Genomic DNA, 12,785 nt, shown 5'->3' with positions numbered 1-12,785 from the left:
GCTGTACACCGTAGGGCGGGCATGCCCGCCACACACGACTGTCCGGCCTGTCCTACACGCAGCGCAGTACGTTTCCTATGGCGCACCCCTGCCTCTCGCCGCATCATGGAACCTGCATTCACTACGGGAGAACAACCATGAAGCACCTCACCACCGCCATGCTGTTCGCCGCCGGGCTGGCCCTGGCCGGCTGCAGCAGCACCGGCACCACCAATGCGATGGATTCCAGCGTCTCGGGCAGCAACAGCGGTTCGATGACCAGCGGCAGCACCGGCAGCGCGGGCGCGACCAGCACCTCGGGCACCACCGGCGGCGTGGATGCGGCGAATGCCGACGTGCGCGGTTCGACCAGCGCCACCGGCGCCACCCCGGCCAACGCACCCGAACGGCGCTGAGCGACATTGACATGCGGTCGTCTTCCGACATTGACTGTGTGGCATTTCCTACATGCGCTGCCGTTCTCTTCCTATAGCAGTCGCACCGAAGCGCTCGCATGATGAAGTTCTCGAACATACACGGAGGGTAGAAAACATGAAACGCACCACTTTGAGCGTGATCTTCGCCGCTACCATGGGCATGGGCCTGGCTGCCTGCCAGTCGACCGGCAGCACCGACGGCATGAATAGCACGTCAGGCACCAGCGCCTCCGGCACGACCGGCTCGTCGATGAGCGGAGCCGGCATGACCGAACGCGGCAGCCCGACCACCGGCGTTACCGGCAGCACGCCGACCACCAGTTCGTCCGCTGGAAACGCGGGCATGACCGGCACGACCGGTACCAGCGGCACCGGCACGACGGGCACTACCACGGGCACCGGCACTGGGCGCTGACCGGCTGCGCCCCTGCGCCGCACGGTACGCCCGGCGTGCTGTCCGGGCCGGCCGCGCGGCCGGTCCTCCGCGTCTCTCTTCCCCGTCGCGCCTGTCGGGTAGAATCGGACTTTCTCCAAGGCCGAGGCTTCCCGATCATGAAAAACTGGTTCGCGCGCTGGTTCGGCGGTGCTACACGACCTGACATACGGCCCGCCACGACGCCCGACACGCGCGCCCGGCCGGCGCCGCCGGCCACCGCGCCAAGGTCTTCTTCGCCCTCCCCGCCCCTTGCGGCCACAGAGGCGCCCGGCGCCAACGCCGCGCTCGATGCTGCGTTTTACGGCTGGCTGGCGGACGCCGCCGGCGCGGCAAGCCCGGCGCCCGAAGCAACCGAACGCCTGATCCTGGACGAACTGGGGCGCCTGGCGGATGACCCGGCGCGCGCGGCCGGGCTGGTGCCGCGCGTGCCGGCCGTGATTCCCGCACTGCTGCGCAGCCTGCGCGACGACAGCGTGTCGACCGCCGAACTGTCGCGCATGGTGGCACAGGACGTGGTGCTGGTCGCCGAAGTCGTGCGCGAAGCAAACAGCCCCTGGTACCGGCCGCCGACGCCGATCAGGAACATCGAGGGCGCCGTCATGCTGCTGGGCCAGAACGGCTTGCGCATGCTGCTGGCGCGGGTGGCGTTCCGTCCTGTCATCGGCATGGGAAGCGGACGCTTCGCGAAACACGTGGCCCCGCGCGTCTGGAGGCAGTCCGAACGCTGCGCGCTCGCCGCGTCAACGCTTGCGCCCCATGCCGGCGTCGATCCCTTCGAAGCCTATCTGGCCGGACTGGTCCAGAACGTCGGCCTGGTGGTCGCCTTCCGCCTGGTCGACCAGGTCCATGGCGAAGATGTACTGCGCGAAAACGTGCTGCCGCGCTCGGACGCTTTCCGCGCCGCCCTGCTCGAGCAGGCGCGGCGCCTGGCGCACGCCATTGCGCTCGCGTGGGCCTTCCCGCCGGCAGTCGCGGGCGCCATCGCCGACGCCGGCCTGCCGGATGCGCGCGCGCCCGGCGCCGTGCTGGCAACAGCCGACGCCCTCGCCAAACTGCGCCTGCTGGTGGACGCCGGCGCACTGGCAGCAGGCGACCCGCTCGTGGACGCCATCGTCACGCCGCGCCTGCGCCCCTGTTTCGATCTTTTACTGCCACAGGAAACCTGAACGCGCTTGGGGGGGCGAAGACGTCAGGGCCGGGCGTCCACCAGCAGCGCGGGCTGCAAGGCGCGGATGCGCCATTCGGTGAAGTAGCCGCCCGCTTCGTTATACAGCAGGTAATGGCGCCCGCACAGGGTGCAGCGCGCCACGGTGCAGCGGTTGTAGGGGTAGAAGCGCGGAGCGATGGGTGCGTCGGCGCTGTCGTAACGCGTGCCGGCGGGATGGAATTCCGCGAACGTGGCATCTTCGTACGGATCGTCGATCAAGGTGCCGGTTTCCTCCAGCCAGCGCCGCTCCAGGGTCAGCGGCAGCGCGGTCCAGGCCGCCAGGGGCACGCGCGTGCAAGCGCATGGCGCGTCCAGCGCCGCCGATGCCTGCGCCAGGCGCGTCAATCCGGCCAAGTCGATCTTTTCCATATTCACACCCAGAAATTTTTTGCCATTGTAGCGTTGCACATTTCAACGCGCATATTTCCATGTTCGACGCAGGTGCTGGGTCTCTGATACAGATCAATTCCGACGAGAGAGGCGCAGAACCTCGCCGAGGCAGACGCGCCTAACCAAAAGTCGCTTCCCTTTCCCCTTGTTGGCCGTCCGGCCTAGAAAGCACATCATGAAGATGCGCACGATTACCCGCATGCTCGTCCCCGCGCTGGCCGCCATTGCGGCGGGCGCGTATTCCAGCGCAGGCGCGCAACAGAACGTTCCGCTGCCCGACCCGATTCCCGCCCCGATCCCGCAAAGCCGCGCCACCGTTGCCCTCGAGACGGTCGCGTCCGGTCTCGTGTCGCCGGTAGCCGCCTCGGCCCCGCCGGGCGACCGGCGCCACCTGTACGTGGCGGACCAGCCCGGCCAGGTCTGGCGCCTCCACCTCGGTACGGGCACTCCGCGTCCGCCCGAACTGTTTCTCGACGTGAGCGCCCTGCTGGTCTCGCCGCTCGGTCTCGGCGAAAGACGTTTCGACGAACGCGGCCTGGTGGGACTCGCCTTCCACCCGAACTTCGCCTACAACGGCCTGTTCTACACCTTCACGTCGCAGCCGGTGCGCGCCAACCCCGACTTCAGCACCATGCCGCCGGGCGCGGCGCCGAACTGCCAGAGCGTCGTCACCGAGTGGCGCGTCAAACGCCCCGGCCGGCGCCACAGCCCGGTCGACCTCGCAAGCGCGCGCGAACTGCTGCGCATCGACAAGCCGGCGCCGATCCACAACGGCGGCGCGCTGGTATTTGGCCCCGATCACATGCTGTACATCTCGCTCGGCGACGGCAATAGTTCCGACGACCAGGGCCCGGGCCAGGCGCCCGAAGGCAATGCGCAGAGCCTGGCGCCGGGCAACGTGCTCGGCAAAATCCTGCGCATCGACCCGCTCGGACGCAATGCCGCGAACGGCAGGTACGGCATCCCGCCCGACAATCCCTTCATCGGCAAGGAAGGCGCCGACGAAATCTTCGCCTATGGCTTTCGCAACCCGTTCCGGATGTCGATCGCGCGCGACGGCCGCGTGCTCGTGGGCGACGTCGGCCAGAATGCGGTCGAGGAGATCAACCTGGTGACGGCCGGCGGCAATTACGGCTGGCGCATCAAGGAAGGCAGCTTCCTGTTCGACGCCGCCGGACCCGACGCTTTTGGCTTCGCGTATGCCGACAGCCCGGGCCTGCCGGCGGGGCTGGTCGATCCGATCGCCCAGTACGACCGGGTCGACAGTGCCGGCGGGGCAGTCACCCGCTCCGCCGTCATCGGCGGCCATGTCTACGAAGGCGAGACGCTGCGCCAGCTGCGCGGGCGCTATGTGTTCGGCGACTACTCGAGCCAGGGCCAGCCCTCGCCGCAAGGCCAGCTGTTCGTGCTGGGCAGGTACAACCGCGTCGAACAGCTCGTTCCCGTCAACCGCAATCCCTTCGACCTGGCCCTGCTCGGCTTCGGCCAGGATGCGCGCGGCGAACTGTACGTGCTGGCGAACGACACCGGTTCGCTGCTCGGCAATACGGGCGTGGTGCTGAAGCTGGTTCCCGGGCGGCGCTGAGTCTGCACGAAGGGGGCGCGGCCGCCCCGGTAGCGCATGGTCATGCCATGTTGTTCATCTGACTCTTACTTTGATGCAATAACGCCACAGGCAACCACCTGTGGCGATGCCTGTCTGGCCATACATGCCCGATGCGGCAGGGAGGCTCGCGTATCATGGAGGCTACCCACAACGCATTCTTTTCTGCCCCATGACCACGGATTCACCAAGCCGCGAAATTTCCTTTGACGATGTTGCCGCAGCCGCTGGCGGTTTGCAGGATGCCGGGACGCCGGTCACCTTCGACGCGCTGCGCGCAGCGTTTCCCGACGCTTCGCCGGGCGCGCTGGCACGCCAGCTGCGTGCCTGGCGCGCCGAGCACGAACGCCTGCCCGCGCCGGCGCCGCCCACGCTGCCGGCCGCGCTCGCCGCCGACCTGGCGGCGTGGGCGCAGCAGCATGCAGAACAGGCCGGCGCCGGTCCGCGCGCGGCCATGGCGCAGTTGCAGGACGACCTCGACGCGGCGCTGGCCGAGGCCGGGCGCCTGGAGGACGAGATCGGCAGCGCAACGAGCGCGCGCGACGCCGCACAGGCCGCCGTCGACGAACGCGGCGAAGAGATCGAACGCCTGATGGCTGAACTGCGCAACGCACGCCAGGTCGCGATGGACGCCCTGGTCGGCAAGGCCAAGGACCAGTTGGCGATCGACGGCAAGGATGCCCAGCTGCTCGAGCTGCGCGGCCAGCTCGAGCGCAGCGCGACGGCCTCGAACGCGCAATCCGACGCCCGCCTGGCCGCCGAGATGGAACTGGTCGGCGCCACCACCGCACGCGACAGCCTGGCGTTGGAAGTCAAGGACTTGCAGGCGCAGCTGGCGGCGGCGAAGAGCGACCGCGGTGCGCTGCGCATGGAGCTCGACGCGCTGCGCAAAAAGGCGAAGTAGCGCGCGTCGCAAGCATCGATGCTGCACGCTTGTAGGGTGGGCCGGGCCACGAAAGGCATGCCCACCGGTTCGCATTGACATCGGCGGGCATGCCCGCCCTACGGCATCACCGACACCGTCCGTTTCAGGCAGCGCAAGGTAAACGTCGAGCGCGTGTGCTTCACGCCCGGCAGTTTGTACAGCTTCTGGCGCAGGAAGCGCTCGTAGCCCTCGGTGCCCGCCACCGCCACCTTGATCAGGTAATCGTATTCGCCCGAGAGCAAATACGCCTCCATCACCTCCGGCAGGTCGGCGAGCGCGTCCGAGAACGCCTGCAGGATTTCGTCGTCATGGCGGTCGACCGTCACTTCGATGATCACCGTATCCGGCACGCCGAGCGCGCGCTGGTCGAGCACGGCGGCATAGCCACTGATGTGGCCAGCCTCTTCCAGTGCGCGCACGCGGTGCCAGCAGGGCGTGGGCGACAAGTTCACCGTCTCGGCCAGCTTCTGGTTGCTGATACGCCCGTCGCGGCTGAGCGTGCGCAGGATATTCCTGTCGATCTCGTCGAGTACACCCTCTTTCATGCGCCGCCCTCCTGGCTATACAAGTTAAAATAGATACTTCTTCTATATTTTATACGATTCATAGAAGAACCATCCGAAGATTCCGCCAATCCACCCTGCATACGAAAGAATATTTTTTGTGCGCTGCAGTAAAATTTCGGCTCGCCATTCCAATAGGGAGATCGGCCGGATCCGCACATTGGGGCCGCCGCCGAACCCGCATTGCAGCATTCGAATTTCGGAGTTTTCGTGTCAGAAGCAGTCTCGCGTGCAGGAGCAGGAAATTTAGCTATTGGTTCCGCCAACGCGGAGTTGCCGCTCATGTTCGTCACCCCGGCCCTGTTCGCCGCCAACCTGCTGGTCGCGCGCTGGGCCGAGAGCGCCGGCTTACCGCCGCTGTTCCTCGCCTTTGGCCGCTGGGCGCTGGCCTTTGCGATCCTGCTGCCGATCGCCGGCCCGCGCCTGTGGGCGCTGCGCCACGTCATCATGGCCAACTTCCCGCGCCTGATCCTGCTGGCGGGCCTGGGCATGGGCATGGCCGTCGGTCCGCAGTACATCGGCGCGCGCCAGACCAGCGCGGCCAACATCGCCATCATCTTTGCCGCCTGCCCGGCGCTGGTGATGCTGCTCGAAACCCTGGTGTGGAAGGCGCCGCTGGCGCGCCGCCAGGCCGGCGGCATGCTGCTCGCCATGCTCGGCGTGCTGGTGGTGCTGACCCGCGGCGATATCGCCACGCTGGGCGGTTTCGCCTTCGGCACTGGCGACCTGTGGGTAGTGGTAGCCGCTTGCGGCTGGGCGCTGTACACGGTGCTGGGCAAGCGCCTGCCGCTGCCCAAGCTGCCCAACACGGTCAAGCTGGCTGCCCTGATCGGCGGCGGCGCGCTCGTGCTGGCGCCGTTCGCGGTGCTCGAAGCCTCGCTCGGCAACGTCGCCAATTTCAGCGATCCGCGCCTGTACATGGCGCTGGCGTTCCTCGCCGTCGTGCCGAGCCTGGGCGCCTATTTCTGCTTCGACCGCCTGGTGGCGATCGCCGGTCCGGCGCGCGCCAGTCTCTCGGTCTACCTGATCCCGCTGTTCGCCACGCTGGCCGCCTGGCCGCTGCTGGGCGAAGCGCCGCGCCTGTACCATGCGGCCGGCTTCGGCATCATTCTCGGCGGCGTGCTGGTGGCGGCCGGCAAGCGGCGATAGGACCGGCGTCGCGTGCGGGGCATGGCGTGGTGGCTTCGTCTATAATCGAGGACCCATCGGCCAGATCCACAAAGCGCACGTCTGCATGCCTTTCGACCTTAACAAGCACCTCCCGAAACCCGGACAACGTTTCGTCCTGCCCGCCCTGGCCGGTTCGTCCGATGCCTATGCGCTGGCCGTCGCCGGCCTCGCCTTCAAAGCTGAAAAACGGATCCTGACCGTCATCGTCGCCAATGCCAGCGACGGCCAGCGCCTGCTCGACGAGATTGCCTGGTTCGCCGACGGCAAACTGTCCTGCCACCTGCTGCCGGACTGGGAAACGCTGCCCTACGACGCCTTTTCGCCGCACCAGGACCTGGTGTCCGAACGCCTGGCGACGCTGCACGAAATCTGCAACGGCCAGTGCGACGTGCTGGTGGTGCCGGCCACCACCGCCCTGGTGCGCCTGGCCCCGCCCTCCTTCCTGGCCGCCTACACCTTCTTCTTCCGCCAGAACGAAAAGCTCGACGAAGCGAAACTGAAAGCCCAGCTGACCCTGGCCGGCTACTCGCACGTGTCGCAGGTGATGTCGCCCGGCGAATACTCGGTGCGCGGCGGCCTGATCGACCTGTTCCCGATGGGTTCGGCCCTGCCCTACCGCTTGGACCTGTTCGGCGACGAGATCGAAACCATCCGCACGTTTGACGCCGACACCCAGCGCTCGCTGTATCCGGTGCGCGAAGTGCGCCTGCTGCCGGGCCGCGAATTCCCGATGGACGAAGCGGCGCGCACGGCCTTCCGCAGCCGCTGGCGCGAAAGATTCGAAGGCGATCCGTCGCGCTCGCCGGTGTACAAGGACATCGGCAGCGGCATCGCCTCGGCCGGCATCGAATACTACCTGCCGCTGTTCTTCGAGGAGACGGCAACGCTGTTCGACTACCTGCCGGAAGACAGCCCGCTGGCCCTGGTGGGCGACATCGACGCGGCGATCGCGCGCTTCTGGACGGACACCGAATCGCGCTACCGCTTCCTGAAGAGCGACCGCGAACGGCCGCTGCTCGAGCCGCGCGAACTGTTCTTATCAAACGAACAGTTCTTCACCCTTGCGAAGCCGCACGGACGCTGGAACATCGCACGCCCGACAGGCAATGAGCCCAACGCACCGGCATCGGAGCTGTCGGCGCCGATCCCCGACATCGCGGTGAATCGCCGCCTGGAAGACCCGCTCGCGAATTTGCGTGCCTTTATCGCGCGCACAGGCTGCCGCGTGATGATCTGCGCCGAATCGAACGGCCGCCGCGAAACCCTGCAGCAGTACTTCAACGAATACCACTTCGACGTCACCCCGGTCGAGGGCTTCGAAGGCATGCGTGCCAGCGATGCCAAACTGGCGCTGGGCGTGGCGCCGCTGCAGGCGGGCTTCGAACTGCTGGAAGAATCGAGCGGCTGCATCGCCTTCGTCACCGAGACCGAGCTGTATGCCGGTTCGGGCCGGCGCGCCGGCAAGAAGAAGCAGGAAGCGACCAGCCAGGTCGAATCGATGGTGCGCGACCTGTCGGAGCTCAAGATCGGCGACCCGGTGGTGCACATCAACCACGGCATCGGCCGCTACATGGGCCTGATCTCGATGGACCTGGGCGAAGGCGAAACCGAGTTCCTGCACCTCGAATACGCCAAGGACACGAAACTCTACGTCCCCGTGTCGCAGTTGCACGTCATTTCGCGCTACTCCGGCACCTCGCCCGAAGACGCGCCGCTGCATTCGCTCGGTTCCGGCCAGTGGGACAAGGCCAAGCGCAAGGCGGCCGAACAGGTGCGTGACACCGCGGCCGAACTCCTTAATCTCTATGCGCGCCGTGCCGCCCGCACCGGCCACTCCTTCGAATACTCGAGCATCGACTACGAGAACTTCGCCCAGAGTTTCGGCTTCGACGAGACGCCGGACCAGGCCGAGGCGATCTCCAACGTCATCAAGGACATGACCTCGGGCCGGCCGATGGACCGGCTGGTCTGCGGCGACGTCGGCTTCGGCAAGACCGAGGTCGCCTTGCGCGCGGCCTTCATCGCCGTCATGGGCGGCAAGCAGGTCGCGATCCTGGCGCCGACCACGCTGCTGGCCGAGCAGCATGCGCAGACCTTCGCCGACCGCTTCGCCGACTGGCCGGTGAAGATCGCCGAACTCTCGCGCTTCCGGACCGGCAAGGAAATCAACAACGCGATCAAGGGCATGGCCGACGGCACGCTCGACATCGTGATCGGCACCCATAAACTCTTGTCGCCGGACGTGAAGTTCACGCGCCTGGGGCTGGTGATCATCGACGAGGAACACCGTTTCGGCGTGCGCCAGAAGGAAGCGCTGAAAGCCCTGCGCGCGGAAGTCGACGTGCTGACGCTGACGGCGACGCCGATCCCGCGCACGCTGGGCATGGCGCTGGAAGGCTTGCGCGATTTTTCGATCATCGCCACCGCGCCGCAAAAACGCCTGGCGATCAAGACGTTCGTGCGCAGCGAAGACGGCTCCGTCATCAGGGAGGCCTGCCTGCGCGAACTGAAGCGCGGCGGCCAGATCTACTTCCTGCACAACGAAGTCGAGACCATCGAGAACCGCTACTCGATGCTGCGCGAACTGCTCCCGGAAGCGCGCATCGCGGTGGCGCACGGCCAGATGCACGAGCGCGACCTGGAAAAGGTGATGCGCGATTTCGTGGCGCAGCGCTTCAACATCCTGCTGTGCACGACCATCATCGAGACCGGCATCGACGTGCCGACCGCGAACACGATCATCATGCACCGCGCGGATAAATTCGGCCTGGCCCAGCTGCACCAGCTGCGCGGCCGGGTCGGCCGCTCGCACCACCAGGCCTATGCGTATTTACTGGTGAACGACGTGCAGAACCTGACCAAGCAGGCGCAGCGCCGGCTCGATGCGATCCAGGCGATGGAAGAACTGGGCAGCGGCTTTTATCTGGCCATGCACGACCTCGAAATCCGCGGCGCCGGCGAGGTGCTGGGCGAGAACCAGTCGGGCGAGATGCTGGAAATCGGCTTCCAGCTGTATTCGGACATGCTCAACGAAGCCGTGCGTTCGCTGAAAGCGGGCAAGGAGCCGGATTTGACGGCCCCCCTGTCGGCCACCACCGAGATCAACCTGCACGTGCCGGCCCTGCTGCCGGCCGACTTCTGCGGCGACGTGCACGAGCGCCTGTCGATCTACAAGCGCCTGGCCAACTGCGAAAGCCAGGGCAAGATCGACGACATGCAGGAAGAGTTGATCGACCGCTTCGGTAAACTCCCCGAGCAGGTGAAGGCGCTGATCGAAACGCACCGCCTGCGCATCGCGGCGAAAACCGTCGGTATCGTCAAGATCGATGCGCACAGCGAAGCGGCAAGTCTTCAATTCATGGAACAGCCGCCGATCGACCCGGTCCGCATCATCACGCTGATCCAGAAGAACCGCCACATCAAGCTGGCCGGCCAGGACAAGCTGCGCATCACCGCCGCCATGCCCGATCTGGCGGCGCGCGTGCTGCAGGTGAAGCAAACGATCAAACAACTGCTGGCATAAGAAAACAATGGCGAAGAACCTGGTATTGCAAGGCCCGCAGGCGGCGGCGGACGATTTACATGCTGTTGCCGCGCTCTGCGCCCCGATGCGGGTGACGGCACTGTCGGCGACGGCCTTGCGCTGCGAAGACGTGACCTGCACCCCGAGCGTGGTCGCGGCCGTGCAGGCGGCAGCGCTGGCGGCGCAGGTCGACGCGACCTTCATCGAAGCCGGGCGCACCCTTGCGGACTTTGCGCTGGTGGCGATGGACATGGACTCGACCCTGATCACGATCGAATGCATCGACGAGATCGCCGACATGCAGGGCCTGAAAGCGCAAGTCTCGGAAATCACGGAAGCGGCGATGCGCGGCGAACTCGATTTCGCCGCCAGCCTGACACGGCGCGTGGCCCTGCTGGCCGGGCTGGAAGCGGCGGCGCTCGAACGCGTATACGAAGAGCGCTTGCGCCTGTCGTCGGGGGCCGAAACCATGCTGGCCGCGATACAGGCGGCCGGCCTCAGGACGCTGCTGGTGTCGGGTGGTTTTACCTTCTTCACCGACCGCCTCAAGACGCGCCTGGGCCTGGACTACGCGCATGCCAACCTGCTCGAGGTCGAGGATGGCCGCCTGACCGGGCGCGTGGTGGGCGGCATCGTCGACGCCGAGGAAAAGATGCGCACCGTGCAACGCGTGTGCGCCGAACTGGGCGTGCCGACCTCGCGCGCGATCGTGATGGGCGATGGCGCCAACGACCTCAGGATGATGTCGGTGAGCGGGCTGTCGGTGGCGTTTCGGGCCAAGCCGGTGGTGCGCGCGCAGGCGGACGTGGCCCTCAATTTCAGTGGGTTGGATGGGGTGCTGGCGGTGCTGGCTTAAGGTCGGGCGCCAACACTGCGCTTCGGTTTCGGCGGGCATGCCCGCCCTACACTGCACCACCGCCGGTAGCAAGCTCATGGGACCGCGGCGTAACGTAGGGCGGGCATGCCCGCCTACAACAGCGGCATTACGCCTGCTCCAAAGCATTGAACCAAACAAACAATTGCTAAACCCCAAGGCGCTTCTCGTCTGATTCTCATCCATTTCTGCGCTAGCGCAAATCCTGTGCCGTGCATCCCTTGAACCGCCGACCTCCCCGGCGCTAGATTGGTCCCTGCGCCATTCCACCTGCATGGCGCTCCCGGTTTCGCCAACTTGCCTGTCGGAGCAATACCATGAACAAGGTTTCACCCCCCGCGTCCCCTGCCACCGGCGCACGCCGGCGCGCCTTCCTGGCAAGCGGCCCCCTGCTGGCGGCTTCGCTTGCCGTGCCGGCCTTGCCGGCGCACGCCCAGAGCGGCAGCGGCGTGCGCTGGTGCGGCACCTGGGGCGCGGCGCCGGCCGGGCCGCCGCCGGCAGGCAGCATCGTGACCTATTCGAACCAGACCCTGCGCCTGGTCGTGCGCGCCAGCATCGGCGGCAACCGGGTGCGTATCCGCGTGTCGAATGAAATGGGATCGGCGCCCTTGCGCATCGGCCGCGCCAGCATCGCCCTGCGCACGAGCGGCGCGGCGGTGAACCAGGGCACCCTGCGCGAGCTGCGCTTCGGCGGCGCGAGTTCGGTCACGATTCCGGCGCGGGCGCCGGCCATTTCCGATGCGCTCGACCTGGTCGTGCCGGCGCAGGCAGACCTCGCCATCAGCCTGTACCTGTCCGGCAGCGCGCAGGGCACCACGCTGCACAACGCGGCGCTGCAGAGCAGCTACGTCTCGACTGGCGGCGACTACACCTCCACGGTATCGATGCCGGTGTCGCGCACGCTCTCGTCCTGGCCCTTCCTGACGGCGGTCGACGTCAACGTCGCCGCGCCCTGCCTGGTGGCCCTGGGCGACTCGATCACCGACGGCCAGGGCAGCACCACGAACGCCAACCGGCGCTGGCCCGATTACCTGGCGCGGCGCCTGCAATCGTCGCTGGGCGCGGCGGGGCGCATCGGCATCGTCAACCGCGGGATCAGCGGCAATTCCCTGCTCACCGACTATCCCAACGCGCTGCTGGCCGGCTATGCCGCGCTCGAACGCTTTGACCGCGACGTGCTCGCCACCAGCGGCGCGCGCTTCCTGGTGGCGTTCATCGGCATCAACGACATCTGCTACAGCTCCGGCTCGAACCCGATCCCGGCGGGCGACCTGATCGCCGGCTACCGCCAGCTGATCTCGCGCGCCGGCGCGCGCGACATCACCATCATCGGCGCCACCCTGCCGCCCTTCGAAGGCTTCGTGTATTACACGGCCGCGCGCGAACGAGTGCGCCGCGCCGTCAACGACTGGATGCGCGCGAGCGGCGAATTTGATGCCCTGCTCGACGTCGAGGCGGCCCTGCGCGACCCGGCGCGGCCGGGGCGCGTCCTGCCCGCCTACGACAGCGGCGACCACCTGCACCCGAGCGACGCCGGCTACCAGGCGATTGCGAATGCGATGCCGCTGGCGCCCTTCATCGCGGGCGCCAACTTCAGCGCCGAGCGGCTGAGCTAGCGTCATGCCTCGTATCGAAACGAACGCAGGTGTAACAAACAGTAATTCCGCGCCAAAATGGA

11 protein-coding genes are annotated in these 12,785 nt (G+C 67.0%); 9 read left to right on the top strand and 2 right to left on the bottom strand.

Annotation, left to right across the window (positions count from 1 at the left end; genetic code table 11):
• Positions 1 to 137: 137 nt before the first annotated feature.
• The 3 genes from AC56LG_RS15525 (at position 138) to AC56LG_RS15515 (ending at position 2,018) form a co-directional block, all read left to right on the top strand.
• Complete coding sequence (locus AC56LG_RS15525; protein ID WP_497166969.1) at positions 138 to 395, top strand: hypothetical protein; 258 nt, start codon at positions 138 to 140, stop codon at positions 393 to 395.
• A gap of 136 nt (positions 396 to 531) precedes the next feature.
• Entirely contained in the window at positions 532 to 831 is a 300-nt protein-coding gene (locus AC56LG_RS15520; RefSeq protein ID WP_497166968.1) for a hypothetical protein, read from the top strand.
• 137 nt (positions 832 to 968) lie between these two features.
• On the top strand, positions 969 to 2,018 hold the full coding sequence (locus tag AC56LG_RS15515; protein ID WP_497166967.1) for an HDOD domain-containing protein: 1,050 nt from the start codon (positions 969 to 971) through the stop codon (positions 2,016 to 2,018).
• A gap of 23 nt (positions 2,019 to 2,041) precedes the next feature.
• Here the strand turns inward: AC56LG_RS15515 and AC56LG_RS15510 are convergent, their stop codons facing one another.
• Positions 2,042 to 2,428: a hypothetical protein gene (locus tag AC56LG_RS15510; RefSeq protein WP_497166966.1), complete on the bottom strand. Its 387-nt coding sequence runs from the start codon at positions 2,426 to 2,428 to the stop codon at positions 2,042 to 2,044.
• Positions 2,429 to 2,624: 196 nt separating this feature from the next.
• Between AC56LG_RS15510 and AC56LG_RS15505 the strand changes: the two genes are divergently transcribed.
• Together AC56LG_RS15505 and AC56LG_RS15500 are read left to right on the top strand one after the other, a co-directional pair.
• Positions 2,625 to 4,034 (top strand): PQQ-dependent sugar dehydrogenase, encoded by a 1,410-nt coding sequence (locus tag AC56LG_RS15505; RefSeq protein ID WP_497166965.1) that lies wholly within the window; start codon positions 2,625 to 2,627, stop codon positions 4,032 to 4,034.
• Between the two features lie 190 nt (positions 4,035 to 4,224).
• Positions 4,225 to 4,956, top strand: coding sequence for a DNA-binding protein (locus AC56LG_RS15500; RefSeq protein WP_497166964.1), 732 nt, complete (start codon positions 4,225 to 4,227; stop codon positions 4,954 to 4,956).
• A 98-nt stretch (positions 4,957 to 5,054) separates the two neighbouring features.
• Here the strand turns inward: AC56LG_RS15500 and AC56LG_RS15495 are convergent, their stop codons facing one another.
• Complete coding sequence (locus tag AC56LG_RS15495) at positions 5,055 to 5,522, bottom strand: Lrp/AsnC family transcriptional regulator (protein ID WP_497166963.1); 468 nt, start codon at positions 5,520 to 5,522, stop codon at positions 5,055 to 5,057.
• Between the two features lie 300 nt (positions 5,523 to 5,822).
• Between AC56LG_RS15495 and AC56LG_RS15490 the strand changes: the two genes are divergently transcribed.
• From AC56LG_RS15490 to AC56LG_RS15475, 4 genes are all read left to right on the top strand, one after another.
• Entirely contained in the window at positions 5,823 to 6,689 is an 867-nt protein-coding gene (locus AC56LG_RS15490) for a DMT family transporter (protein ID WP_497166962.1), read from the top strand.
• A gap of 85 nt (positions 6,690 to 6,774) precedes the next feature.
• Entirely contained in the window at positions 6,775 to 10,233 is a 3,459-nt protein-coding gene (gene mfd, locus AC56LG_RS15485; RefSeq protein WP_497166961.1) for a transcription-repair coupling factor, read from the top strand.
• 7 nt (positions 10,234 to 10,240) lie between these two features.
• On the top strand, positions 10,241 to 11,089 hold the full coding sequence (gene serB / locus AC56LG_RS15480; protein WP_497166960.1) for a phosphoserine phosphatase SerB: 849 nt from the start codon (positions 10,241 to 10,243) through the stop codon (positions 11,087 to 11,089).
• Positions 11,090 to 11,424: 335 nt separating this feature from the next.
• The gene (locus AC56LG_RS15475; protein WP_497166959.1) at positions 11,425 to 12,723 is read left to right on the top strand and encodes an SGNH/GDSL hydrolase family protein; all 1,299 of its coding nucleotides are present in this window, start codon (positions 11,425 to 11,427) and stop codon (positions 12,721 to 12,723) included.
• Positions 12,724 to 12,785: the final 62 nt, after the last annotated feature.

The sequence above is a fragment of the Telluria sp. ZB2R32 genome (genome assembly GCF_059685715.1).
Note: the sequence above shows the minus strand (reverse complement) of the source record. Positions and strands in the feature narration are given on the sequence as shown.

What these genes read in the sequence shown, in the direction of transcription:
- AC56LG_RS15525 (WP_497166969.1), top strand. Translation starts at nt 138, where the DNA reads ATGAAGCACCTCACCACCGCCATGCTGTTCGCCGCCGGGCTGGCCCTG.
- AC56LG_RS15515 (WP_497166967.1), top strand. Translation starts at nt 969, where the DNA reads ATGAAAAACTGGTTCGCGCGCTGGTTCGGCGGTGCTACACGACCTGAC.
- AC56LG_RS15520 (WP_497166968.1), top strand. Translation starts at nt 532, where the DNA reads ATGAAACGCACCACTTTGAGCGTGATCTTCGCCGCTACCATGGGCATG.
- AC56LG_RS15490 (WP_497166962.1), top strand. Translation starts at nt 5,823, where the DNA reads ATGTTCGTCACCCCGGCCCTGTTCGCCGCCAACCTGCTGGTCGCGCGC.
- AC56LG_RS15475 (WP_497166959.1), top strand. Translation starts at nt 11,425, where the DNA reads ATGAACAAGGTTTCACCCCCCGCGTCCCCTGCCACCGGCGCACGCCGG.
- AC56LG_RS15500 (WP_497166964.1), top strand. Translation starts at nt 4,225, where the DNA reads ATGACCACGGATTCACCAAGCCGCGAAATTTCCTTTGACGATGTTGCC.
- AC56LG_RS15495 (WP_497166963.1), bottom strand. Translation starts at nt 5,522, where the DNA reads ATGAAAGAGGGTGTACTCGACGAGATCGACAGGAATATCCTGCGCACG.
- AC56LG_RS15510 (WP_497166966.1), bottom strand. Translation starts at nt 2,428, where the DNA reads ATGGAAAAGATCGACTTGGCCGGATTGACGCGCCTGGCGCAGGCATCG.
- serB (WP_497166960.1), top strand. Translation starts at nt 10,241, where the DNA reads ATGGCGAAGAACCTGGTATTGCAAGGCCCGCAGGCGGCGGCGGACGAT.
- AC56LG_RS15505 (WP_497166965.1), top strand. Translation starts at nt 2,625, where the DNA reads ATGAAGATGCGCACGATTACCCGCATGCTCGTCCCCGCGCTGGCCGCC.
- mfd (WP_497166961.1), top strand. Translation starts at nt 6,775, where the DNA reads ATGCCTTTCGACCTTAACAAGCACCTCCCGAAACCCGGACAACGTTTC.